Raw genomic sequence first — 23,273 nt, 5'->3', positions numbered from 1 at the left:
CTGCCGCCGGCTTCAGCTCTCGTGCGGACGGCGCTCGCGCAGCAAGACCGTCGCCGCGATCGCCATCAGCACGATGAGGGCCAGCAGGATCATCAGCGTGGATTCCTCGAGCCAGGCGATAGCCGGCACGCCGAGCGCGAGAATGACGCCGACCAGCGAAACGCGCCAAGCGTCGGCGTGAACGCCGGCCGTGAACGAGCCCAGCGCCAGAACCGTCAGCACCGTGAGCGCGCTCGCATCCGTGTTCATCATGCGGCTGACATCGCCGATGAAGACGAGGAGCATGGCCGCCAGAACAGCGCCCCAATGGAGGGCCTGGGTTCGCAGCAGCCGCCATTTGGCGTCAGCGTCGGCAGCTTCGCGCCAGCCGGCGGCGACGCTGATGGCGCCATAGATCGGCGCCAGCAGCACCCAATAGGTGGTCATGCCCTGGCGCGTGATGCTCGTATAGGCGACGCCGAACAGCGCCAGCGCCAGCATGGCGAGATAAGGCCACTGGCGAAGCAGAAAGGAAGACAGCGAATCGAGCCGCGTCGGCGGCGCCGCGAATTCTCGCGCGTGATCGATCATGGGACGCACTCCGCACTGACGGCCGCAGCCGTTCCGAAGATGCGACAAACGACGATCGGGCGCGCCTGATCCGGGTCTTTGAAGGTCTGGCGCTCGGTTCGCCGACGTCCGCCGTTCCGCCCGAGAAGAGATAGGCGCCGGCCGCCCCGAAATCGAGACGCGCAATGCGCGCGTCTCGACGCTGAAGCCATTCCCCTCAGATCGGATCGGAGTCGCTGGCTTCTTGTTCAGCGCACTCGCCGCGTCAGGCGGCCTTTCTGCACTCGTCCGCGCAGGCCTGGCAGGCGTCGCCACAGGCCTTGCACTCGGCGATGGCCGGGAACTTGTCGCATTCCTTCTTGCAGGCGAGGCACACATCCGCCACGACCTTGGCCAAGGCCGGCGTGAAGGTCGAATTGGTGCCGGCGAGCTTGGCCAACGCGCTGCAGGCGGCAACGACGTCATAGGTCGCCTTGGTGCAGGCGCCCATGCTGGCGTCGTTCATCGCCAGCATCTCGAAGCAATGGCGCAGGCACTCTTCCCCCGAGCTCGCGCATTTCGCGCTCGACTCGAGCAGCGCCTTGTATTTGGCGCCATGGGACATGTGGTGGGCATGCTCCTCTCCCGCTGCGAGAGCGGACGAGGCGGCGGCGGCGGCGGCGAGCGCGCCGAAAGCGGTCACGAATTCACGACGTTCCATGAAATTCCCCCTGAATTTGGAAACGACGTTTGCAACCTAAGCATTGGAGGAGAAGAATCAATCTCTGTGCGCGCTCCGATTCGAGAAATCGTCGCGCGATGATGTCACGGTGACGCGAGAGCGACAGACGAACAGACGACGCGAGGCGCAACATCATGGCCGCGATCACGGGCTTCAATGCCACTGAGCTTTTCAATACACTGATCTCATTGAGCTTCGCGCTTGTGCTCGGCACGCTGATCGGGGCCGAGCGGCAATATCGCCAGCGCACGGCCGGGCTGCGCACCAATGCGCTGGTCGCGCTCGGGGCGGCGGGCTTCGTCGATCTCGGCCTGCGGCTCAATGGCGCCATCGGCGCGACCCAGGTGCTCGCTTACATCGCCTCCGGCGTCGGCTTTCTCGGCGCCGGCGTCATCATCAAGGAGGGCGGCAATATTACCGGGCTCAACACCGCGGCGACGATCTGGTGCTCGGCGATCACCGGAGCTTTCGCCGGCGCCGATCACGAGGCCGAAGCTGTCGTGATGGCGATCTTCACTCTCGCCGGCAATATGCTTCTGCGTCCGCTCGTGCATCTGATCGAGCGGGCGCCGCTCGACGAGCGCGCGACCGAGGCGATCTACCGCCTGCATGTCACGGTCAGCCAGACACGCCGCGACGCTCTGCGCGATGTCATGGTCGAGACGCTCGAAGCGGCAAATTACCCGGTGCGAGAGATCGAGGAGCTGGAACGAGGCGACGAAGAGGTCGAGCTCGTCGCGACATTGACCTCGACCAGCGTCGACCCGAAGGAACTCGACGCCGTCGCCGCCGATCTCGGCAGGATCGCCGGCGTCGAGCATGCCAGCTGGACGGCGCAGACCACCGAGTGAATGCAGACGAAATCTCGACGCGCGTCCTTTCCCGAGAACGAGAGAAGGACGCGCCTTTCACCCGGTCAGCCGACGGCACAGCCCATCCAGCTGCTCCAGCGTCGTATAGCGAATACGAAGCTCGCCGGACTCGCCGCGATGCTGGATGGTCACATGCAGGCCGAGAGCGTCGGTCAGCATCTTCTCGATCGCGATCGTGTCGGCGTCCTTGTCGATGCGCGACTTGCGCGGCTTCGCCTCGACGGCGCCGGTTTCGCGCTGCGCCAGCTGCTCGACGTCGCGCACCGTCAGACCCTCGGCCACCACCTTGCGGGCGACCGCGTCCGGGTCGTCGACCGCCAGCAGCGCGCGCGCATGGCCGGCCGAGATCGCGCCATCGCTGACGAGTCGCCGCGTCGTCTCCGGCAGATTGAGCAGACGGATGGTGTTGGCGACATGGGAGCGGCTCTTGCCGATGATGCGGGCGAGCTCGCTCTGCGAATAGCCGAACTCGCCGCTCAGCCGCTCATAGCCGCGCGCCTCCTCGATCGCATTGAGATCGGCGCGCTGCACATTCTCGATGATGGCGAGTTCCAGCGCCTCGCGGTCGTCGGCCTCATGCACCAGCACCGGCACATCCGACAGATTGGCGAGCTGGGCCGCACGCCAGCGGCGCTCGCCGGCGATGATCTCATAGGCGTCGGCGACGCCGGGCACGGTGCGCACGAGGATCGGCTGGATGATCCCCTTCTCGCGGATCGAGGCGGCGAGGTCGGCGAGATCGTCCTCGCCGAAAGCGACGCGGGGATTGCGCGGATTGGGGCGCAGAAATTCGATCGGGACCTTGCGCTGGCCGCGCGCCCGCTCGACCGCCGGCGTCTCCTCGCCGGCCTCTCCGATGAGGGCGGCGAGGCCCCGCCCCAGCCGCGTGCGAACTTCCTCGGCCATATTCGTGGTCGCCTCTTTCGGGTCGGGCAACGCCGCGCGTCAGGCGGCGCGCAGCTGCTTCTCGCGCTGGATGACTTCGGTCGCGAGCTTCAGATAGGCTTGGCTGCCGCTACATTTGAGATCATAGAGCAGCACCGGCTTGCCATAGGACGGCGCCTCGGACACACGCACATTGCGCGGAATCACCGTCTCATAGACCTTATCGCCCATGAAGCGCCGCACATCGGCGACCACTTGGGTCGCGAGATTATTGCGTGGGTCGAACATGGTCAGCACGATGCCGTGGATGGTCAGCCGCGGGTTCAAGGTCTTCTTGACCTGATCGACCGTCGACAGCAGCTGCGACAGGCCTTCGAGCGCGAAGAATTCGCATTGCAGCGGCACGACCACCGAATCGGCGCCGGCCAGCGCATTGATGGTCAAGAGATTGAGCGACGGCGGGCAATCCACCAGCACATAGGTGAAAGGCGGAATCTGCTCGCGACGTTCGGCCGGCGCCAGCTCGGCGATGGCGCGCTTCAGGCGAAAGGCGCGATCCTTGTCGCCGGCGATCTGCAGCTCGACGCCGAGCAGGTCGAGCGTCGAAGGAGCGATGCAAAGACGCGGAACGGCGGTCGCGACGATCGCCTCGGCGAGGCTGCTCTCGCCGAGCAGCACGTCATAAGTGGAAATCTTGCGCGCCTTGCGATCGACGCCGAGGCCGGTCGAGGCATTGCCCTGCGGATCGAGATCGATCACCAGAACGGTCTCGCCGACAGCGGCGAGCGCCGTGCCGAGATTAATGGCGGTGGTCGTCTTGCCGACGCCGCCCTTTTGATTCGCCAACACCAAAATGCGGGGCCGAGGAACTTCGGTCACGTCAGACTCCAAAATCCCGCGCTATGGCGATGATGCGTCCGGACGAATGGGTGCGGCTCGCAAATGTTCTGACCTGGAAATTATCTGCGACCTTCGAGTCGGTCAATTCGATCGCCCAATCTTCGCCTTTCAAAAACACGCCGACGGTGCTTTTCAACAAGAGTTCGCGCGACCACTCGACCAGCTGCGACAAGGGCGCCAGCGCGCGGGCGGTGACGGCGTCGACACTTCCCTCGAGCTTCGGCAGCTCGGTCTCGATGCGTCCGAGATGAATTTCGGCCGGCGCCCCTGTTTCACGTGAAACGGCGCGCAGGAAGGAGGCCTTGCGCTGATCGCTCTCGATCAGGTGAACTTTCGCGCCGGGTCGCTCCCTCAGGCAAATCGCGAGGACCATTCCGGGAAAACCCGCGCCGGCGCCGAGATCCGCCCATTTTTCGACGTTCGGAAAGCGTTCCAGAACTTGCGCCGAATCGGCGAAATGCCGCGTCCAGAGAGTCGGCAGAGTGCCCGGCGCGACGAGATTGATCGACTTCTGCCATTTGCGCAGAAGCGCCTCATAGAGCGCGAGCTCTCGAACAAAGGGCCGCAGCGCCGGGGCCAGCTCCAGCGCCTGAGCCCGATCGCGCGCTAACTCCCGATCTGCGCTCACTTGCGTCGCGCCCGTGCGGCGAGAAGAGTCAGCGCCGCCGGCGTGATGCCTTCGATCCGCTGCGCCTGGGCGAGCGTGCGCGGCTGCAGAAAGGCGAGCTTCGCCCGCAGTTCCGCGGAGAGGCCGCCGATCTCGCGATAATCCAGCGTCGACGGCAAGGTCAGCTGCTCGTCGCGGCGATAGGCGTCGATATCGGCGCTCTGGCGGTCGAGATAGACCGCATAGAGCGCATCCGTCTCGACGCGCGCCGCCGTCTCTGCGTCGATCGAGCGGAGCTCGGGCCAGATATGGGAGAGACGCGCGAGATCGATTCCGGGATATGACAACAGCGCGAAGGCGCTGCGCCGCTGACCGTCCTGATTGATCGGCAGACCCTGCCGGGCCGCCGCCGCCGAAGTGAGCGTCAGTTCCGTCAGCATCGCACGCGCCCGCCCGAGCCGCGACATCCGATCGGCGAAGACATCCGCCCGCTGGGCGCCGACGCAACCGAAAGCGAGGCCTCGCCCAGTCAGCCTTTCATCGGCGTTGTCGGCGCGCAGAGACAAACGATATTCGGCCCGCGAGGTGAACATTCGATAGGGCTCGCTGACGCCTCGTGTGACGAGATCGTCGATCATGACGCCGAGATAGGCCTCGGCGCGATCGAAGATGATCGGCGCACGGCCGGCGGCGCGCGCCGCCGCATTCAGACCGGCGACGAGGCCTTGCGCCGCCGCCTCCTCATAGCCGGTGGTGCCATTGATCTGACCCGCGAAGAACAGTCCTTCGACCCGCTTGGTCGCGAGGCTGGCGCCGAGCTCGCGCGGGTCGACGAAATCATATTCGATCGCATAGCCGGGCCTCAGAATGCGCGCCTCTTCCAGCCCCTCGATGCTGCGGATGAAGAGATGTTGCACCTCTTCCGGCAGCGATGTGGAGACGCCATTGGGATAGACGGTGTCATCGTCGAGCCCTTCCGGCTCCAGAAAAATCTGATGGGCCTCGCGATCGTTGAAGCGCGTCACCTTATCCTCGATCGAGGGGCAATAGCGCGGACCGGGGCCGGAGATCGCGCCGCTGCGCAGCGGCGAGCGGTCGAGATTGTCGAGAATGACCCGATGCGCCACGGCGTTGGTGCGGGTGATGTGACAGTCGATCTGTGGATTGACGATCCTCGTCGTGAGAAAGGAGAAAGGCTCGGGCGTCTCATCGCCGGCCTGCCGCTCGAGCTTTTCCCAGGCGATGGTCCTGCCGTCGAGGCGCGGCGGCGTGCCGGTCTTCAGCCGCTGCGTCGCAAAGCCGATCCGGCGCAGGTCTTCAGCCAGGCGGATCGACGGCTGCTCGCCCATGCGGCCGGCGGAAATCCGCTTTTCCCCGATGTGAATGACGCCGTTCAAAAACGTCCCGGTGGTCAGAACGACGGCGCTGGCGCGCAGCATGGCGCCGCCGAGCTCCACGCCGCAGACGCGACCCTCCTCGATGACGAGGCGTTCCGCCGAGCCTTCGACAATATCGAGCCCTGGCACAGCGGCGATCGCCGCCTGCATTGCGGAACGGTAGAGCTTGCGGTCCGCTTGGGCGCGCGGCCCGCGCACGGCGGGCCCTTTGGAACGGTTGAGAAGACGGAACTGAATGCCGGCGGCGTCAGCCACGCGGCCCATGAGCCCGTCGAGCGCGTCGATCTCTCGCACGAGCTGGCCCTTGCCCAAGCCGCCGATCGCCGGATTGCAGGACATGGCGCCGATGGTCGCGTGGGAATGCGTGATCAGCGCCGTGACCGCGCCGAGTCGCGCGGCAGCGGCCGCGGCTTCACAGCCCGCATGCCCGCCGCCGATCACCACCACGTCATAGGACGAACGGTTCATTCGACTCACCCGACAATCCTATCCGCATCACAGACGACCTTGTCCCGCCGTGTTTCACGTGAAACAGCTATCTACTTTCCGATGCAGAATTGCGCGAAGATCGCATCCAGCACATCCTCCACATCGACCGCCCCGACGATGCGGCCGAGCGCGCGGGTGGCGCCGCGCAAATCCTCGGCTACGATCTCCAGCGCCTTCCCCTGCTCCAGACTCGCCCGAAGGCAGGCCGCCGCCGCCTCCACCAGGATCCGGTGGCGCTCGCGTGTGAGCAGAGCGCCGGATCCGTCGCCGAGCCGCTGCTCGGCCCGCCGCCGAATGTCGGCGATCAGCGCCTCCATTCCAAGCCCTGTCCGCGCCGATATGGCAAGATCCGCCCCGACCGGCACGCGAACATCCGCCTTGGTCGCGATGCGAATGCAATCGCCGGCGCCCGCCGCGATCTCATCGGCCGGCGGCTCCTTGCCGCCCTCCGAAAGCCAGAGCGACAAATCGGCCTCGCCGATCCGCGCGCGCGTGCGCGAAACGCCCAAGCGCTCGATCTCGTCGGCGGTCTCGCGGAGACCCGCCGTGTCGACCAGAGTGACCGGAAGCCCGCCGATATCGAGATGAACCTCGATCATGTCCCGGGTGGTGCCGGGAATATCCGAGACGATCGCCACATCGCGCTGCGCCAGCGCGTTCAGCAAGGTCGATTTGCCCGAATTGGGCGGACCCAGCAGCAGGACGAGAAAGCCCTCGCGCAGCCGCTCCGCCGCCGGCGCCTGTCGCGCCAGCTCTTCCATTTCCCGCATGAGGGGCGCGAGCAAGGGCCGCAAATGCTCCGCCGGCGCGAGCACATCGCCCTCGTCGGAAAAATCCAGCTCGGCCTCGACGAGAGCCGAGGCGCGAATGAGCGCGTCGCGCCACTCCTCGACGCGCCGTCGCAATCCGCCGCTCAGGGCCTGCAGCGCTTGGCGTCGCTGAAGCGCCGTTTCCGCGTCGACCAGATCGGCGATGCCCTCGACCTGCGACAGATCCATTTTGCCACGGACGAAACTGCGCCGCGCGAATTCGCCCGGCTCCGCCCTGCGCAAGCCGGGGGTCTGAGACAGGCTGGTCAAGAATCCGTCAATAACAGAGCGCCCGCCGTGAATCTGGAGCTCGCCATAATCTTCGCCCGTAGGCGACCGCCCGGCGGGAAAGAACAGGACGAGCCCATGATCGAGAATTTCGCCGGAACGAGGATCGCGCAAGCCTGCATAATGCGCAAAGCGCGGCTGCGGCGTCAGGCCGGCGATCGCCTCCAGCATCTGCGAGACGCAAGGTCCGGACAAGCGGATCACGGCGATGGCGGCGCGGCCAGCGCCGGTCGCCAAGGCAAAGATCGTATCGCTCGACATGTGCATCCCGCCCGGTCCGAGACATCGACTCGCCGTGTCGCTCTATAAAAATTCACCGCGGTTCGAAAGGGTTTACAGGCGGAAGCTCGTCAGCTCTGGCCAGAGGCCGCGGCGCCGCGCGCCTGTCGGCGCCGACGCTCCAGCCTTCCATCTCCTCGAGATCTTGCTCCAGCGGCGCTTGCGACTAGCGACAGGCGATACGGACGCAGCCGATCGACTGAACGCTCTCCCGGGCGAAAGCCTCGCGCGTCAGGTGTTCATCGAATCGAAGAAAGCGGCGTTGCCTTTCGGCGTCTCGCGCAGCTTGCCGAGCAGGAACTCGATGGCGTCGACCGTGCCCATCGGATTGAGGATGCGGCGCAGCACATACATCTTCTTGAGGATGTCCGACGGCACCAGCAGCTCTTCCTTGCGGGTGCCGGAGCGGGTGATGTCGATCGCCGGGAACACGCGCTTGTCGGAAACTTTTCTGTCGAGAATGATCTCCGAATTGCCGGTGCCCTTGAACTCTTCGAAAATCACTTCGTCCATGCGCGAACCAGTGTCGATCAGCGCCGTCGCGATGATCGTCAGCGAGCCGCCCTCTTCGATATTGCGCGCGGCCCCGAAGAAGCGCTTGGGCCGCTGCAGGGCGTTGGCGTCGACGCCGCCGGTCAGCACCTTGCCGGAGGACGGAACGACGGTGTTGTAGGCGCGGCCGAGACGGGTGATCGAATCGAGCAGGATCACCACGTCGCGCCGATGCTCGACGAGGCGCTTGGCCTTCTCGATCACCATTTCGGCGACTTGCACATGGCGCACAGCCGGCTCGTCGAAGGTCGAGGACACGACCTCGCCGCGCACGGAGCGCTGCATGTCGGTCACTTCCTCCGGACGCTCGTCGATCAGCAGAACGATCAGATAACATTCCGGATGATTGGTGGTGATCGACTGTGCGATGTTCTGCAGCAGCACGGTCTTGCCGGTGCGCGGCGGCGCGACGACCAGCGCGCGCTGGCCCTTGCCGATCGGCGCGACGAGATCGATGACGCGCGCGGACAGATCCTTGCGGGTCGGGTCCTCGATCTCGAGCTTCAGCCGCTCGTCCGGATAGAGCGGCGTCAGATTGTCGAAGGGGACCTTGTGACGGATCTTCTCCGGGTCCTCGAAATTGATCGAATTGACCTTGAGCAGCGCGAAATAGCGTTCGCCTTCCTTCGGGCTGCGGATCATCCCTTCCACAGTGTCGCCGGTGCGCAGGCCGAAGCGGCGAATCTGCGAGGGCGAGACATAGATGTCGTCGGGACCGGCGAGATAATTGGCGTCCGGCGAGCGCAGGAAGCCAAAGCCGTCCTGCAGCACCTCGACGACGCCCTCGCCGACGATCTCGACCTCCCGGCCGGCGAACTGCTTCAGAATCGCGAACAGCAGTTCCTGCCGCCGCATCAGCGAGGCGTTCTCGACTTCATGCTCCTCGGCGAAGGCGAGAAGCTCGGCAGCAGACTTGGACTTCAGGTCCTGAAGCTTGATTTCCCCCATGTGGGACAATCCTCGACGAAATTTTGGCGGCAGGTGGGGCTGCGGGGACACGGCAGAGATGCGGGAAGGAAAGTCCCGGGGCGCCGGTCGTGGTCCGGCTGTCGTGTGGACGACAATCTGCCTGAGGTGGGCGATTCAGCAATTAGTCCGTTTTGCCGAAGAACGCAAGACGAATGAAGAACGGGCGATGACGAATGTGTGAATTGCGTCAAGCATCGGGCTGTTCGGCCGCGCGATTTTGGCGCGCGGCCGTGCTCGAGACGCGCGTCAGAAAGGCTTCACGATCACCAGGATCACGATGCCGATCATCAGAACCGTCGGAAGCTCGTTGATCGCGCGATAAAAACCCGCCGGGCGCGTATTGCCGTCGCGGGCGAAGACGCGGGTCAGATAGCCGAAATAAAAATGCGCCGCGGTCAGCAGCACGACCAGAGCAAGCTTGGCGTGCAGCCAGCCGGCGCCGCGGAACTCGCCGAGATAAATGAGCGCCAGCCCCGCCAGCCAGGCGACGCCCATCGCCGGCGCCATGATGATGCGCACGAGCCCGCGCTCCATCTTCTTGAACCGTTCCGCCTGCGGACCGGTCCCGACCTCGGCGTGATTGACGAAGAGCCGCGGCAGATAGAGCAGAGCGGCCATCCAGGCGATGATGGCGATCACATGAAGCGCTTTGATCCACAAATACATGGTTGACTATCCTCTGTTGCGGACGCGCTCGACGAGCCGCGCGATATGGGCGAGCGGCGTCTCCGGAAGCACGCCATGGCCGAGATTGAAAATATGCGGGCGACCTGCGAAGGCGCTCGAAATCTCGTCGATCTGCCGGTCCAGCGCCTCGCCGCCGGCGACGAGAGCCAGCGGATCCAGATTGCCCTGCAGCGTCACGCTGGCCGGAACCTCGCCGATGGCCCATTGCGGCGGCGTCGAGGTGTCGAGGCCGAGCGCATCGGCGCCGAGACGCTTTGCGAGATCGCCGAGATGCGGCCCCGCGCCGCGGACAAAGGCGATGATCGGGACCGAAGGGCGCTGCTGCTTCAACTCGGCGATGATCCGCCGCAATGGCGAGACGACCCAGCGCTCGAATTCCTGCGGCGGCAGCACGCCGGCCCAGCTGTCGAACAGCTGCACTGTCTCGACGCCGGCGTCGATCTGGCGCGTGAGATAAGCGACCGAAGCCTCGATTAGCCGATCGATCAGCCGGGCGAAGGCCTGCGGATGACGATAGGCGAACAGCCGCGCCGGCGCTTGATCCGGCGTGCCCTCGCCGGCGATCATATAGCTCGCCACTGTCCAAGGCGCGCCGCAAAAGCCGATGAAGGCGACCGTCTCCGGCAGCTCCCGCTTCACCCGCTCGATCGTCTGATAGACCGGCGCCAGTCGATCGGCGTCGAACGCCGGCGCGAGCCGATCCAGATCTTTGGGCTCGGCGATCGGCTCGAGCTTCGGACCATGGCCGGATTCGAACGAGACCTTCTGCCCCAGCGCATCGGGAACGACGAGAATATCGCTGAACAGAATGGCGGCGTCGAAGCCGAAGCGCTCGATCGGCTGCAGCGTGATCCGCGCCGCGACCTCGGGATTGTAGCAAGTGTCGAGAAAGCTCCCGGCGCGGGCGCGCAGCTCGCGATATTCGGGCAGATAGCGCCCGGCCTGGCGCATCAGCCAGATCGGCGGAATATCGAGCGCCTCGCCCCGCAGCGCCGCGATGAGCGGCTTCTCCTCACCCATTTCGCTCGGCTCCATCGTCTCGCGGCCTCGAGGAACGCGCCATGCATCCCGGAAGAGGAGCTATCTCAAATCGACACAAAAACAAAATTCAATCTTTAAGAGATTTTTTTGATTTTATTTACCGTTTGTTGACGGAGGTTAATTTTCGTCAACCTTTTGTCCACAACCTACGTACCATGGACGCCACTGTAGACGCATTGTCCACATCTGTTGAAAATGTCGCATAACCCCATGTCTAAACAAATGTTTAAAGAAGACGACGCCTGCGGATGGATCCTGGACCGTGGAGAATTCCACCAGCCATAGCCACACTCCCGCTTTTCGGCGCCCGTCGCGTCGCCTGTTGATCGGCGGCTATCGATATGCGCAGCTGTTCACAATAGGCCCCGTAGCGCGGGGTTTTATCCCCGCTATGCCGAGCTTCGCCTCGGCATTGTGAATCCTTTTCCGCGAGGAGAGCGTGATGATCAGTGCGGCCGGCGAATCTCTCTGGCGCGGCTCGGCGCCCCTGGTGCTCGCTTCCCAGAGCGAGGCGCGACGGCTTGCTCTGCAGCAGACCGGCGCGGCTTTCGTCGTTCAGCCGGCCGATGTCGACGAACGCGCGATCGAGGCGCAAGTGGCGGCGGCGGGCGGCGGGCCGGACGACATCGCCGCGCGGCTCGCGCGTGAAAAGGCCCTCGTCGTCTCCGCTCTCCGTCCCGGCGCGCTGGTGATCGGCGCCGATCAGGTGGCGAGCTGCGAGGGCCGCCGATTCGGCAAGCCGGCCGATATCGCCGCCGCCGCCGATCAGCTCCGCTTTCTCTCCGGCCGGACGCATCGGCTCCATTCGGCTTTGGCGCTCGCCCGAGACGGCGGCCTTCTGCTCGAGATCGTGGCGCATGCCGATCTCACGATGCGCGTCTTTTCGGAGGCGTTTCTGGCCCATTATCTCGACGTCGTCGGCGCGCGCGTCACTTCGAGCGCCGGCGCCTATCAGATCGAAGGCCTCGGCATTCATCTCTTCGAGCAAATCTCCGGCGATCATTGGACCATTCTCGGCCTGCCGCTGACCCCTCTCCTCGCCGCGCTGCGGCGCGAAGGCGTCCTTCTGTCATGAGCGCGCGAAAAGAGGGGCGCCCGCCATGCTGACCATCGGCCTCACCGGCTCGATCGGCATGGGCAAAACAACCACGGCCGACATGTTCCGCGCCGAGGGCGTGCCCGTCTATGATTCGGACCGCGCGGTGCATGAAATCTACAGCGGCCCGGACGCCGCGCGCATAGAGATGCTGTTTCCGGGGACGCTCGTCGACGGCGTCGTCGATCGCGCCAAGCTCGCGGCGCGCGTGCTCGGCGACCCGGAGGCGCTGCGCCGGCTCGAGGCGCTCGTTCATCCGATCGTGCTGGAGAAGCGCAAGGCCTTCGTCGAGGAGCGGCGTCGCGCCGGCGACCGCCTCGTTCTCTTCGACATTCCCTTGCTGTTCGAGACGGGCGGCGACGATGATGTCGACGCCATCGTCGTGGTCACGGCGCCGCGGGCCGTTCAGCGCGAGAGAGTGCTGGCGCGTCCGGGCATGACCGAGGAAAAATTCGCGGCGATTCTCGCCAAGCAGATCCCGGATGAGGAAAAGCGCCGCCGGGCCGATTTCGTTGTTCATAGTGATCGCGGACCCGATTTCGCCCGCGAGCAGGTTCGGCTAATTCTAAAGGAGCTGAGATCGCGCGAAGCGAAGGCGCGGTGAGCATTTTCAAAAGGGGCGTTGCATGCGCGAGATCGTCTTCGATACGGAGACGACCGGCCTCGATCCGGCCAAGGGCCATCGCATCGTCGAGATCGGCGCCGTCGAGATATCCAATCTCATTCCGACCGGCCGCACCTTTCACTTCTATCTCGATCCCGAACGCGACATGCCGGAAGAGGCGTTCCGCGTGCACGGGCTCTCGACCGCCTTTCTGACCGGACAGAAGAAGTTCCGCGAGATCGCGGACTCCTTTCTCGAATTCGTCGCCGACGCGCAGCTCGTCGCACATAACGCCGAATTCGACATGCGCTTCGTCAACGCCGAGCTCGCCGCTCTCGGCCGGCCGGCGATCGAGGCGGAGCGCGTCGTCGACACTCTCGCCATTGCGCGACGGCGCCATCCCGGCGCCGCCAATTCATTGGACGCGCTCTGTCAGCGCTATGGCGTGGACGCCTCACGGCGCGACAAGCATGGCGCTCTGCTCGATTCCTATCTGCTCGCCGAGGTCTATGCGGAGCTGATGGGCGGACGCCAGTCGGCGCTGGTGCTGCAGAGCGCGGTGACGGCGGAGGCGGAGGAGCTCGGCGTTGATCTGCTGCGCGGCCGTCCCGTCCCGCTGGCGCCGCGCCTATCGGCGGAAGAGCGCGCGGCGCACGCGAAATTCATCACCGCGCTCGCTCAGGAGCCGATCTGGCGCTTTTATGCGACGCCGGAGCCCGACGCGCCGGCCGCCGAGGCGGCTCTCGCCGCCCGCAGCGCCTGACGCGGTTCGGCGCCGCGGCTCAATTGGCGTTGGCGGGGGACTGCTGTTCCTGCGCGAATTGCGCCGCGCGCTGCTGATAGAGCGCCAAAAAGTCGATCGGATCGATATAGAGCGGCGGAAAGCCCCCATTGCGCGTCGCATCGGCGACGATCTGGCGCACGAAGGGGAACAGCAGCCGCGGGCATTCGATCATCACGATCGGATGAAGCTGCTCCTGCGGAATGTTCAGCAGGCGGAACACGCCGCAATAATCGAGCTCGAATTTGAACATCAGATCCGCGCCCTCGCCGGCGGAGGCCTCGAGCGTCACGGAGACCTCGAAATCATTCGGGGCGAGCTGCTTGGCGTTGACATTCACCTGAATGCCGATGTTCGGCGCCGAGTCGCGCGGGCCGAGCGAGCGCGGCGCATTGGGATTCTCGAAAGAGAGATCTTTCACATATTGCACGAGAATATTGAGCGCGGGCCCTTCCGAGGCGGGGGCGGCGCCGCTTCCATTCGTGTCGGTCATCGTTGAGCTCCTTGCCGATTTCGGCTCCCGAACGGCGCGAACGGGATCGTCCCTCGCCTGGCGCCCGCCTAACACGCCTCCCTGCGGGCGACAATGAGATTCGGAGCGGGAGTCACGCGGGGCCGGCGCCCGGCGCGCGCCGGGCGGGAGGCCGGCGTTTGCGCTTTTCCTCGGTGACGGCCTTCCATTCGGTCGGAGCGAGATCGATGGTCCTCGGTCCCTTCTCCTCCACGACCTTGCCGCGGATGCGATCGGCGAGGCGCGCGCGGACGGAGGGCGCCTTCAAAGCGAGGCCGACGAGATCGGAGGCGAAGCCGGGCAGGATCAACAGCAGGCTGCCCACCGCTTCGATGCCGCCCTCGAGCAGATTGCCGGAGCGTCCGGTCTCGCCATGCGGCTCGGCGAGGCGCTGGCGCAAATAGAGATACAGCCGCTTCACATCGGCGAGGCCGAGCAGCGTCGTGCCGACGCCGAGCACGATGGCGGCGATCACGCCGAGCACCTCGACGACGAAGACGAAGGCCAGGATCTCGACGACGAGCCAGGCCGCCAGGACGTAAGCGACGAGCTTCGATTTATTCAAGATCGTCCTCCGCTTCCGCAGGCCTGCGACTGTCCCGCGCTTCGCCTTCCGCCATTTTCCGCCAGATCCGGCCGAGCCCACCCGCCGCTCGGCCCGGCTCCCGCGGCGGGCGGAAGAACGCTTGCCCCCCAACCCTCGTCCTGAGGAGCCGCCGGAGGCGGCGTCACGAAGGACGGCCGCGGGGCGCAGTCAAAGGTTTCTCCCCGTTGCCGCCCCTTCGAGACGCCCGCTTCGCAGGCTCCTCAGGACGAGGGTGATGGGGTTGTAGTCCTTCACCCGATTACCCTGCGCCGACGGGGGTTGATTCGTGACATTTGGGTTGCGACATGATACGCGACAATCCTTCCGCCCGGGAGACGCCCTTTGCCGGCCAATGAACCTTTTGATCCGTCGATCCTCGTGCTCGCTGCGCTCGCGGCCTTCGTGGTGTGGAAATTGTGGTCGGTCCTCGGCGTCCGCACCGACCGCGAGAACTCCGCCGCCGGCCGCTTCCCGTCTCCCGGCCGACGTATCGGCCTCGCGCCTCAGCCGCCCGGCCCGGGCTTCTCCCCGCCCCCGGCAAATCAGAACCGCTGGGACGGTCTCGCCGAGCCGGGCAGCAAGGGCTGGTCGGGTCTCGACGTGATCGCCGCCGCGGATCGCGCCTTCGACGCCCAGACCTTCGTCGAAGGCGCGAAGAAGGCCTATGAGCTCGTGGTCGAGGCTTTCGCCAAGGGCGATCGGGAACTCTTGCGCAATCTCCTCGCCAAGGACGTTTATGACAGCTTCGCCGAGGCGATCGCGGCGCGGGAATCGCGCGGCGAAACGGCCGAGGCCAAGGTCGTGACGATCGAAAAGGCGGGCGTCGAGGACGCCCAGGTCGAGCGCGGCCGGGCGCAGGTCACCATTCGCTTCGCCGTGAAGCTGATCTCGGCGCGCCGCGACAACGCCGGCGTCGTGATCGAAGGCGACGCCGAGCGGCCGATCGAGATCACCGATCTGTGGACATTCGCGCGCGATATTTCCTCGCGCGATCCGAATTGGAAGCTGGTCGCGACCGAAACGATCCACTAGGGCCGGGCGTGGGTTCGCCCGTTGATCTCGAGCCGATCGCCTTCGACGCGCTCGCCGGCTTCTCCCTGGACAATCTTTGCGAGGCCTTTCGCGTCTTTCGCCGGTCGGCGGATGCGATGGCCGCTGGCGTTCCGATCCTGCGGCCGGGCGTCGGGCCGGACGCGGCTCTGCTGCGCGTCTGCCGCGAAGCGCTCGCCGATCATGCGGCGGCGCAGTCTGCGGATGCGGCGCGGTCGTTCTTCGAGCGGAGCTTTCATCCGCACAGGGTGCGCGCCAACGGCTTCGTCACCGCTTATTACGAGCCCGTCATCGCGGCGCGCGCGGCCCCGGACGACGGCTTCCGCACGCCCGTCCCGGCGCGCCCGTCCGATCTCGTCACGCTGAACGACTCGCCGATCGCGGGCGAGAACGGCGAGGCGCTGACCAGTGCGCGGCGCCGGTCCGACGGCCGACTCGAGCCCTATCCCGACAGGCGCGCGCTGGAGGACGGGCCGGAGGCCGGAGCGCTGCGGCCGATCGCCTTTCTGCGCGATCGGGTCGAGCTGTTCCTCTTGCAAGTGCAGGGCTCCGGGCGCCTGCGCTTTCCCGACGGGCGCGAGCTGCCGTTCACTTACGATGGCCGCAACGGCCGCCCCTATACGTCGATCGGCCGGCTGCTGATCGAGCGAGGGATCGTGCGGGCCGAGGACATGTCGCTCGACGCGCTGAAGGCGACGATCCGCGCCATGGGCGCGGGGGCGGGCGAACCCGGCGCGCTGCTGATGCAGGAGAATCGCTCCTTCGTCTTCTTCCGCGCCGATGAGTCGCCGCAGCGGCGCATCGGCCCCATCGGCGGCGCCGGCGTGCCGCTTGCGCCATTGCGCTCCATCGCCGTCGATCGCTCGATCTGGGCCTATGGCCTGCCGTTCTGGATCGCCGCCGCGCTTCCCGAGGGGAAATTCGAGCGGCTGATGATCGCGCAGGACACGGGCTCGGCGATAGTGGGTCCGGCGCGCGCCGATCTCTTCTTCGGCTCGGGCGACGAGGCCGGCGCGCGGGCCGGCCGCGTGCGCCATTCCGCCGATTTCGTCGTGCTGCTGCCGAAGGCCGCGGAGGCCGGTCCGTGAACGAGCCGCCGGCCCGAGATCCCCGGCGCGGCCGCGCGCGCAGTCTGACGCCCGAAGAGACGGAGCTATGGCGCAAGGTGACGGCGGATGTGCGGCCGACGCCCGGACGCTCCCGCCGGCGGGCGTCCTCGCCGGCCTCGGGCGCCGAGGATGCGGCGCCGAAGACCGCCGCTGCGGACCGGCCGCCCTCCGCCGCGCCCGCGCCTCCGAAAAAGCCGCCGCGGCCGGCGCCGGCGCCCGCCGACATCGACCATCGCACCCGCACGAAGCTGCGGCGCGGAACGCTCGAGGTGGAGGCGCGGCTCGATCTGCACGGGCTGCGCCAGGCCGAGGCGCAGAGCGCGCTCGTCGCCTTTCTCCGCCGGGCCCAGGCCAGCGGCGCGCGCTTGGCCATTGTCGTCACCGGCAAGGGGGCGCGCAACGAGGAGGGCGGCGTGCTGCGGCGGCTCGTGCCGCTGTGGCTGCAGGGCGCGCAGATGCGCGAGCTGGTGGTGAGCTTCGGAGAGGCGGCGCGCCATCACGGCGGCGAGGGCGCGCTCTATGTGCAAATCCGGCGCGCCGGCCGCGGGCGCAATTAGAGCGCTTTCCGATCGAACGGAATCGTTCGATCGATCAGAATTCGCTCAAACTTAAAGAATCCTGGAGCATTATCCGATCCGAATGGATCGGATAATGCTCTAGAGATCGCTCGCGCGGCCGGCGCCTCGAGGGGCGCCGCCGCAGGCGTTATTCCGCGGCGCCGCTCTCGGCTTCGATTTCCGCCGCCTCGAGCAGCCGCTCCTGCCGGGTGAGAAAGGCGGCGGGTATGCCCGCATGGACATCCTCCGCGGGGCCGCGAATGGGCTCCGGCGGGGTCGTCCAGACGAAGGCGTCGAGCTTGCCGGTGACCGGCGAAGCCGGCGCCCAGCTGCGGGAGATCACGCCGTCGGCGATCCAGGCCGGATCGCGCGGCGCGCGCGAGCCGCGCGCCAGCCATTCGCGCACCGGCCCGCTCGGCCCGTTCTCGGCGTCCTCTACCTCGGCCATCAGCAGGCACACTTGAGCGGTCGGCGTCTGGCCCTCGGCGACGAGCGGGGCGAGCGCCCGCCGCGCCGTGGCGAAGTCCCGCGCCGACAGCGCCGCGCGCGCGACGATGACGCCGCTCTCCGTCGCCCTCGGCGCCGCCAGCGCCAGCTTTTTCACCCGCGCGAGCCGCTCGGCGTTGGATTCGCTCGGCGCGGCGTCGAGATAAGCGGAGGCAATGTCCGGATGCGGATTTTCGGCATAGGCTTTTTCGAGCAGCTTCAGCGCCTTGGCGCTGTCGCCATGGCGCGCCAGCAGCCGGCCGATCAGCGCCAGCGCCGGCACCAGGCTCGGCGCGCGCTTCACCGCCTGGCGGGCGAGGTGCAGCGCCTCGCTCGGCGAATCGACCTGCTTCTCCATCGCGAGAGCGGTCTCGACCACGGCCCGCAGGCGCTGCGCGGCGGGGAGGTCGATCGCCTTGGCCTTGAGATTGGCCTCGATGGCGACGCGCGCCTCCTCCCAATTGGCGTTGGAGCCATGGTGCTCCAGCAGCGCATGGCCGGCCCAGGGCACGGGCGCGAGCTGATGCGCCTGATCGGCGAAGAGATGAGCGGCCTCGGCGTCATTGCGGCGCTTGGCCTCGATATGCAGGCCGCGCAGGCCGAGCAGGCGCGTCTCCGACAGCAGCGTCATCTCGTGGAAGGCGGTCTCCGCGCCGACGCGGTCGCCCTCGAGCTGGGCGATCTGCGCCCTCAGCAGATAGGTGAGCGGCTCCTTGGGCAGATGTTTCTCGGCCTCTCGCGACGCCCTCTTGGCCGCGCCGACATGGCCGGCGCCGGCGGCGACGATGCCGCGCGAGAGCGCCTGAAAGCCCTTCTCGCGGCGCTTGGATCGCGAGCTCCGCGCGAGCAGAGACGGCGCGCGATAAAAATAGGCGATGACCGCCGACGCGAGGACGGCGGCCGTGACGGCCCCGATCGCGCCCAGCACGCCGACGGCGGGCGTGATCTTGTACTCATGGCCGAGGGGCCATTCGAGAATGATGTGGCCGGGCTGTTCGACGAGCCAATGGAGGCCGATGGACACGGCGGCGAGGGCCGCGAGGAAAACGAGCAGGCGAAGCATGGTCGGTGGGGTCCTCAGCTCTTGCTCTTGGGCTTGCCGAGCTGCGCGATCGCGCTCGACAGAATGGCGGCGGCGGCGCTCTCGGCCTCGAGCCGGCGGCGCGCCGTCTGCTCCCAGTCGCGAGCCACGGCTCTGGCCTCCTCCGGCAGGTCGGCGAAGGCCGTGAGCGCGGAGCCGAGCTCGGCATGATCGAGCGCCTGCTCGATCTTCGCCGCGACATCGGCGATCTCGATCTTCTCGGCCTCGCCCGGCCCTTTCATTTTGACCAGCTTGGCGGCGTGATGCAGCAGACGCTCGGAGATCGATTCCTCCGTCGCCGGCTTCGGCTCGGCGGCCGCCTCCATGCTCTTGACGAGCGGATGAAAGGCCTCCTTGAGCGCCCGGGGCGTCGGCGCGCCGGCGTCCGCCACGGGCGCGAGCTTGTCGAGCGCGTCCTTGTCCGCTCCCTGCGCGTCCAGCGCCGCCAGCTCGGTGGAGAAGGGCGCGCCGCGCTCCAGCGCTTTCTGCAGAGAATGCGCGATCACGACGAGAGCGGCGGGATTGGGCTCGTCGGCCGCCTCCGCCGGCCTTGGCGGCGGCTCGGCGACCGCCTCGCGCGGCAGGCGGGTCTCGTCCTTCGGGGCGTCGAGCCGATCGCGCAGCGCCTTGACCTCGTCGCCGAGCTCGTCGATCCGGCCCTCGAGCCCGCTCACATTGTCGCCGAGGTCGCGAAACGCCTGCGTCGGCGGGCTCTGATCGGATGTCTTCGCTTTGGGCGCGCTCGCGTCGGCGCTGGCGCGCGCCTGTTCGGCGAGGTCGAGAGCCGAGCGGGCGATCGCCGCCAGCTCCTCGACCCGCTTCGTCAGCGCCTCGACTTCCGCCGCGCGAGCGCTCGCGTCGATTTCCGGGGCCGCGGCGGCGACTGCTTTGGGGGGCTGCTCCGGAGCGGGGGCCACGGGCGGCGGCGTCAGGGCGGCGGGCCGCGGCGGCGGCGGCGGCGGCGGAGCAGAGGTCGGCGGCGCGGACCAGGTGATTCGCTCGCCATTATTCGTCTCGGGCTCGGCAGGCTTGGCGTCAGGCTTGGCTTCGGCCTCGCGCCGGGACTCGATCTTCGCCTCGACCTGCTGCTTGGGCTCTACCCGATCGGGCTCCACCCGCCTGGGCTCGGGCGCCGGCGGCTTTTTGGTCGGCCGCGCGGCGTCGCCGAGCCATTTCACGCTGGTTTCGCGCAGCGAGGCGACGAGCTTCTCAGGCCTTGCGGAATAGTCGTCGACGAGGGCGGCGAAGGCCGCGAGCTTCTCGTGCTTGTCGCGGAACCGATAGGCCGCGATCGAGCCGGCGGTCGCGGCGAGGCCGAGGACCGCCACCGCGGAGGTCAGAAGGAGGCGGTTCTTTCGCCGTGGCGGCGCCACAGACGCCTCGAGCGGCGCCGAATTTGCTGGCTCGACGAGTGGCGCCTCGGCCGGCGAGTCGACCGCCGGGCGGCCGGCGTCGGTCGCATCTGCGGCTCCGGAACCTCGCGTTTCGGGGTCTTTCGGGTCTTGCGCCATTTCGGGGAGCTCCTCGCCGCGCTTTACTTATAGCCGAGCCCGTCGGAAGGCGAAACATCCGGAGCTGCGCGCCATTGCAGCGAGCCGAAGGCGCGGTCCAAGGCGGCGACTGGACCGCGAGCCATCCGGCTCGCATTCGAACATCAGGCCCCGGCGAGCGCCAGCGTGCGGCGGGCGCCGTCGAGATGCAGACGCTCCACCATGCGGCCGTCGATCTGCGCCACCCCGGACGCGGCGTTCTCCGGCGCGTCGAAAATCTCCACGATTCTGCGGGCGAAGTCGATCTCCGCGGCCGAGGGGGCGAACGCCTCGTTGACGATGGCGATTTGCGAGGGATGGATCAGCATCTTGCCGTCCATGCCGAGGTCGCGGCCCTGCTCGGCCTCCCGCCGCAGCCCTTCGGCGTCGTTGAAATCATTATAGATGCCGTCGATGATGTCGACGTTGTGCAAGCGCGCGGCGAGCACGGCGGACGAGAGCCAGGAGAGCAGCGCCGGCCGGCCGGGCGTCAGCCGGGCGCGGGTCGATTTGGCGATGTCGTTCGGCCCGAGCACCATGGCCGAAAGAGGCGCCTCGGCGGCGGCGGAGGCGATCTTCTCGATGTCGAAGATCGCGCGCGGCGTCTCGATCATCGCATAGAGCGCCGTGCGCGCGGGCGCGCCGGCGGCGGCGATGTCGCGCGCGGCGCGCAGAATATCCTCGCGGCTGTTCGCCTTGGGAATGACGATGGCGTCCGGCCCGGCCGGCGCCACGGCGGCGATATCGGCCGCATACCAGGGCGAATCGAAAGTGTTGACGCGCACGACGATCTCGCGGGCGCCATAGCCGCCGCCCTTCACCGCGGCGGCGACCTGCTCGCGCGCGATCTCCTTGGCGCTCTCGGCGACGCCGTCCTCGAGCTCGAACATCAGCACGTCGGCCGCCAGCGACTTGCCCTTCTCCAGCGCCCGCGCGTTCGATCCGGGCATGGCCAGCATGCTGCGTCGCAATCGTGACATCATGGCGGCGTCATTCTCCCCTTGCGTCGTCGGTTCGGCTCCACAATAAAGGACGCGAGGCCGGAGCGCCATCGCCCTCGCAGAGCGCTTTCCGATCGGACGGAGTCGTTCGATCGATCAGAATTCGCTCAAAAGCGAGAAGTCTAGAGCGCCGGCGCGAAGTCAGGAACGAGAATGGACGAAACCGGCGCCGCCGCCACGGATCTGCTGCCGAAGCATCTCGCCGAGGGCTATGAGACCTTCCTCGCCGGGCGCTTCCGCGACGAGCGGCAGCGATTTCTGGAGCTCGCCGAGCACGGCCAGCGCCCGCGGACAATGGTCGTCGGCTGCTGCGACTCCCGCGTCGCGCCCGAGGCCATCTTCGACGCCGGACCCGGCGAATTATTCGTGATCCGCAATGTCGGCAATCTCGTGCCGCCCTATGCGCCCGACAATCAATACCACGGCACCTCGGCCGCGCTCGAATATGCGGTGATGGCGCTCAAGGTGCAGCATGTCGTCGTGCTCGGCCATGCCCAATGCGGCGGCGTGCGCGCCTATGCCGAGAGCCAGGCCGATCCCTATACGCGGCCGTTGTCGCCCGGCGATTTCATCGGCAGCTGGATCAAGCTGCTCGCCCCGGCGGCCGAGCGCGCCGGCGCCATGCCCGAGCCGCTCACCTCGGATTATGTGGAGCGGCTGGCCTTCGAGTCGATCAAGCAGGGCCTTCGCAATCTGCGCAGCTTTCCGATGGTGCGCACGCTCGAGCAGCGCCATTACCTGCAGCTGCACGGCGCCTATTTCGGCGTGCTCGACGGGCGTCTCCTGGCGCTGGACGAAGCCTCGGGCGAATTTCGGCAGGTGGCGGCGCAGGCTCATGCGGCGGCCTTCGCCGAGCCGCGGATCTGACTCGAGAGGCGCGAGGATTGAGCAGCCCTGTTCCCGACGCGGCGTCGGTTCCGTTGATTTCCGGACTCGCCGAGCTCGCCCCGCGCTATGACGCGCTGTTTTGCGACGTCTGGGGCGTGCTGATCGACGGCCGCTCGCATTTTCCCGCCGCCGCCGCCGCGCTCGAGCGCTACCGGGCCGCGGGCGGCAAGGTGGTGCTGATCACCAACGCCTCGCGGCCGAGCGAGGAGGTGCGCGGCCAGCTCGACCGGCTCGGCCTCCCCCGCGCCGCCTATGACGATCTCGTCAGCGCCGGTCAGCTGACCATGCTCGGCATGATCGCCCGACGCGGCCAGGCCTGCTATCAGCTCGGCCCGCCGCGCGACAATGGCCTGTTCGAGGCGGCGCGGCGGCTCATGGACGGCGAGCTGCGCCTCGTTCCGCTGGAAGAAGCCGATTATGTCGTCTGCACCGGCCTCGTGGACGAGCGGCGCGAGTCGCCCGATGATTACGCGGCGACGCTCGCCGCCATGAAGGCGCGCGATCTCACCATGCTCTGCGCCAATCCCGACATTGTCGTCGGCGTCGGCGGAGAGCTGGTCTGGTGCGCCGGAGCGCTCGCCGAGCGCTATGCGGCGCTGGGCGGCAAGGTGGCGATGGCCGGCAAGCCGCATCCGGAAATTTATGCGGCCGCGTCCGAGAGCCTCGCCCGCCTCGCCGGCGCGGCGGTCGGCCGCTCGCGGATTCTGGCGGTCGGGGACGGCGTCGCCACCGATCTCGCGGGGGCCGCCCGGGCCGGGCTGGACAGCCTGTTCCTGCTGGACGGCGTCCACCGGGACGAGCTGTTCCCCGGGGGCGAGCGCCGGCTCGACCGCGCGGCGCTCGGCGAGCTTTTTGCGCGCGCCCATGTCAAACCGGTTGCAATGACCTCTATTCTGGTGTGGTAGAAGGGGTCAGCGCGGCGAAACCTCTTCTGCGACAACCCTTCGGC

At 67.3% G+C, this 23,273-nt stretch carries 24 protein-coding genes; 9 read left to right on the top strand and 15 right to left on the bottom strand.

Going from position 1 to position 23,273, the window contains the following annotated elements; all coding sequences use genetic code 11:
- Positions 1-12 precede the first annotated feature (12 nt).
- Complete coding sequence (locus K3F48_RS11540; RefSeq protein WP_222575590.1) at positions 13-570, bottom strand: hypothetical protein; 558 nt, start codon at positions 568-570, stop codon at positions 13-15.
- Between the two features lie 244 nt (positions 571-814).
- Complete coding sequence (locus K3F48_RS11535) at positions 815-1,249, bottom strand: four-helix bundle copper-binding protein (RefSeq protein ID WP_222575589.1); 435 nt, start codon at positions 1,247-1,249, stop codon at positions 815-817.
- Positions 1,250-1,404: 155 nt separating this feature from the next.
- Here K3F48_RS11535 and K3F48_RS11530 point away from each other — a divergent pair, with 155 nt between their 5' ends.
- Positions 1,405-2,121, top strand: coding sequence for an MgtC/SapB family protein (locus K3F48_RS11530; RefSeq protein WP_222575588.1), 717 nt, complete (start codon positions 1,405-1,407; stop codon positions 2,119-2,121).
- Between the two features lie 57 nt (positions 2,122-2,178).
- Here K3F48_RS11530 and K3F48_RS11525 read toward each other — a convergent pair whose 3' ends face one another.
- The 8 genes from K3F48_RS11525 to hemE all read right to left on the bottom strand — a co-directional run bounded on the left by K3F48_RS11525 (position 2,179) and on the right by hemE (position 11,024).
- Positions 2,179-3,048, bottom strand: coding sequence for a ParB/RepB/Spo0J family partition protein (locus K3F48_RS11525; protein WP_222575587.1), 870 nt, complete (start codon positions 3,046-3,048; stop codon positions 2,179-2,181).
- 39 nt (positions 3,049-3,087) lie between these two features.
- Positions 3,088-3,906, bottom strand: coding sequence for a ParA family protein (locus K3F48_RS11520; RefSeq protein ID WP_222575586.1), 819 nt, complete (start codon positions 3,904-3,906; stop codon positions 3,088-3,090).
- A gap of 1 nt (position 3,907) precedes the next feature.
- Positions 3,908-4,555: a 16S rRNA (guanine(527)-N(7))-methyltransferase RsmG gene (gene rsmG / locus K3F48_RS11515; RefSeq protein WP_222575585.1), complete on the bottom strand. Its 648-nt coding sequence runs from the start codon at positions 4,553-4,555 to the stop codon at positions 3,908-3,910.
- Positions 4,552-6,399: a tRNA uridine-5-carboxymethylaminomethyl(34) synthesis enzyme MnmG gene (mnmG, locus tag K3F48_RS11510; RefSeq protein ID WP_222575601.1), complete on the bottom strand. Its 1,848-nt coding sequence runs from the start codon at positions 6,397-6,399 to the stop codon at positions 4,552-4,554. Before mnmG ends, rsmG begins: the two co-directional genes overlap by 4 nt.
- A 71-nt stretch (positions 6,400-6,470) precedes the next feature.
- Positions 6,471-7,778: a tRNA uridine-5-carboxymethylaminomethyl(34) synthesis GTPase MnmE gene (mnmE, locus tag K3F48_RS11505; protein WP_222575584.1), complete on the bottom strand. Its 1,308-nt coding sequence runs from the start codon at positions 7,776-7,778 to the stop codon at positions 6,471-6,473.
- 249 nt (positions 7,779-8,027) lie between these two features.
- The gene (rho, locus tag K3F48_RS11500) at positions 8,028-9,296 is read right to left on the bottom strand and encodes a transcription termination factor Rho (RefSeq protein WP_222575583.1); all 1,269 of its coding nucleotides are present in this window, start codon (positions 9,294-9,296) and stop codon (positions 8,028-8,030) included.
- Positions 9,297-9,563: 267 nt separating this feature from the next.
- Positions 9,564-9,983 carry a protoporphyrinogen oxidase HemJ gene (gene hemJ, locus K3F48_RS11495; protein ID WP_222575582.1) on the bottom strand — a complete coding sequence of 140 codons (420 nt, stop codon included), beginning with the start codon at positions 9,981-9,983 and terminating at the stop codon, positions 9,564-9,566.
- Positions 9,984-9,989: 6 nt separating this feature from the next.
- A complete protein-coding gene (hemE, locus tag K3F48_RS11490) occupies positions 9,990-11,024 on the bottom strand; it encodes a uroporphyrinogen decarboxylase (protein WP_222575581.1) in 1,035 nt (344 codons plus the stop codon).
- 463 nt (positions 11,025-11,487) lie between these two features.
- On the opposite strand from hemE, the gene K3F48_RS11485 reads away from it, so the two are divergent.
- The 3 genes from K3F48_RS11485 to dnaQ are packed head-to-tail and all read left to right on the top strand — an operon-like array spanning position 11,488 to position 13,508.
- Complete coding sequence (locus K3F48_RS11485; protein ID WP_222575580.1) at positions 11,488-12,120, top strand: Maf family protein; 633 nt, start codon at positions 11,488-11,490, stop codon at positions 12,118-12,120.
- 25 nt (positions 12,121-12,145) lie between these two features.
- Positions 12,146-12,745, top strand: coding sequence for a dephospho-CoA kinase (gene coaE / locus K3F48_RS11480; RefSeq protein ID WP_222575579.1), 600 nt, complete (start codon positions 12,146-12,148; stop codon positions 12,743-12,745).
- A 22-nt stretch (positions 12,746-12,767) separates the two neighbouring features.
- Positions 12,768-13,508, top strand: coding sequence for a DNA polymerase III subunit epsilon (dnaQ, locus tag K3F48_RS11475; protein WP_222575578.1), 741 nt, complete (start codon positions 12,768-12,770; stop codon positions 13,506-13,508).
- A gap of 19 nt (positions 13,509-13,527) precedes the next feature.
- On the opposite strand, the gene secB is transcribed toward dnaQ, so the two are convergent.
- Together secB and K3F48_RS11465 are read right to left on the bottom strand one after the other, a co-directional pair.
- Positions 13,528-14,019 (bottom strand): protein-export chaperone SecB, encoded by a 492-nt coding sequence (secB, locus tag K3F48_RS11470; protein ID WP_222575577.1) that lies wholly within the window; start codon positions 14,017-14,019, stop codon positions 13,528-13,530.
- Between the two features lie 112 nt (positions 14,020-14,131).
- Positions 14,132-14,602, bottom strand: a complete 471-nt coding sequence (locus K3F48_RS11465) for an FxsA family protein (protein ID WP_222575576.1) — start codon at positions 14,600-14,602, stop codon at positions 14,132-14,134.
- A gap of 363 nt (positions 14,603-14,965) precedes the next feature.
- Here K3F48_RS11465 and K3F48_RS11460 point away from each other — a divergent pair, with 363 nt between their 5' ends.
- Genes K3F48_RS11460 through K3F48_RS11450 form a run of 3 tightly spaced genes read left to right on the top strand, consistent with a single transcriptional unit; the run spans position 14,966 to position 17,339 of the window.
- Positions 14,966-15,655, top strand: a complete 690-nt coding sequence (locus K3F48_RS11460; RefSeq protein ID WP_222575575.1) for a Tim44/TimA family putative adaptor protein — start codon at positions 14,966-14,968, stop codon at positions 15,653-15,655.
- Positions 15,656-15,663: 8 nt separating this feature from the next.
- Complete coding sequence (locus tag K3F48_RS11455) at positions 15,664-16,761, top strand: MltA domain-containing protein (RefSeq protein ID WP_222575574.1); 1,098 nt, start codon at positions 15,664-15,666, stop codon at positions 16,759-16,761.
- A complete protein-coding gene (locus K3F48_RS11450; protein ID WP_222575573.1) occupies positions 16,758-17,339 on the top strand; it encodes a Smr/MutS family protein in 582 nt (193 codons plus the stop codon). The genes K3F48_RS11455 and K3F48_RS11450 overlap by 4 nt, the downstream gene beginning before the upstream one ends.
- A 148-nt stretch (positions 17,340-17,487) precedes the next feature.
- Here K3F48_RS11450 and K3F48_RS11445 read toward each other — a convergent pair whose 3' ends face one another.
- The 3 genes from K3F48_RS11445 to K3F48_RS11435 all read right to left on the bottom strand — a co-directional run bounded on the left by K3F48_RS11445 (position 17,488) and on the right by K3F48_RS11435 (position 21,418).
- Positions 17,488-18,888 (bottom strand): heme biosynthesis protein HemY, encoded by a 1,401-nt coding sequence (locus tag K3F48_RS11445; protein ID WP_222575572.1) that lies wholly within the window; start codon positions 18,886-18,888, stop codon positions 17,488-17,490.
- Positions 18,889-18,902: 14 nt separating this feature from the next.
- Positions 18,903-20,417: a COG4223 family protein gene (locus K3F48_RS11440; RefSeq protein ID WP_222575571.1), complete on the bottom strand. Its 1,515-nt coding sequence runs from the start codon at positions 20,415-20,417 to the stop codon at positions 18,903-18,905.
- Between the two features lie 143 nt (positions 20,418-20,560).
- Positions 20,561-21,418, bottom strand: coding sequence for a CoA ester lyase (locus tag K3F48_RS11435; RefSeq protein WP_222575570.1), 858 nt, complete (start codon positions 21,416-21,418; stop codon positions 20,561-20,563).
- Between the two features lie 171 nt (positions 21,419-21,589).
- Between K3F48_RS11435 and K3F48_RS11430 the strand changes: the two genes are divergently transcribed.
- Both K3F48_RS11430 and K3F48_RS11425 read left to right on the top strand, forming a co-directional pair.
- Entirely contained in the window at positions 21,590-22,303 is a 714-nt protein-coding gene (locus tag K3F48_RS11430; RefSeq protein WP_222575569.1) for a carbonic anhydrase, read from the top strand.
- A gap of 17 nt (positions 22,304-22,320) precedes the next feature.
- A complete protein-coding gene (locus tag K3F48_RS11425; RefSeq protein ID WP_222575568.1) occupies positions 22,321-23,229 on the top strand; it encodes a TIGR01459 family HAD-type hydrolase in 909 nt (302 codons plus the stop codon).
- Positions 23,230-23,273 lie beyond the last annotated feature (44 nt).

Origin of the sequence: Methylosinus sp. Sm6 (assembly GCF_019802345.1) — a bacterium.
Classification (GTDB): Bacteria; Pseudomonadota; Alphaproteobacteria; order Rhizobiales; family Beijerinckiaceae; genus Methylosinus.
This window is presented reverse-complemented; position numbering and strand designations above follow the sequence as displayed.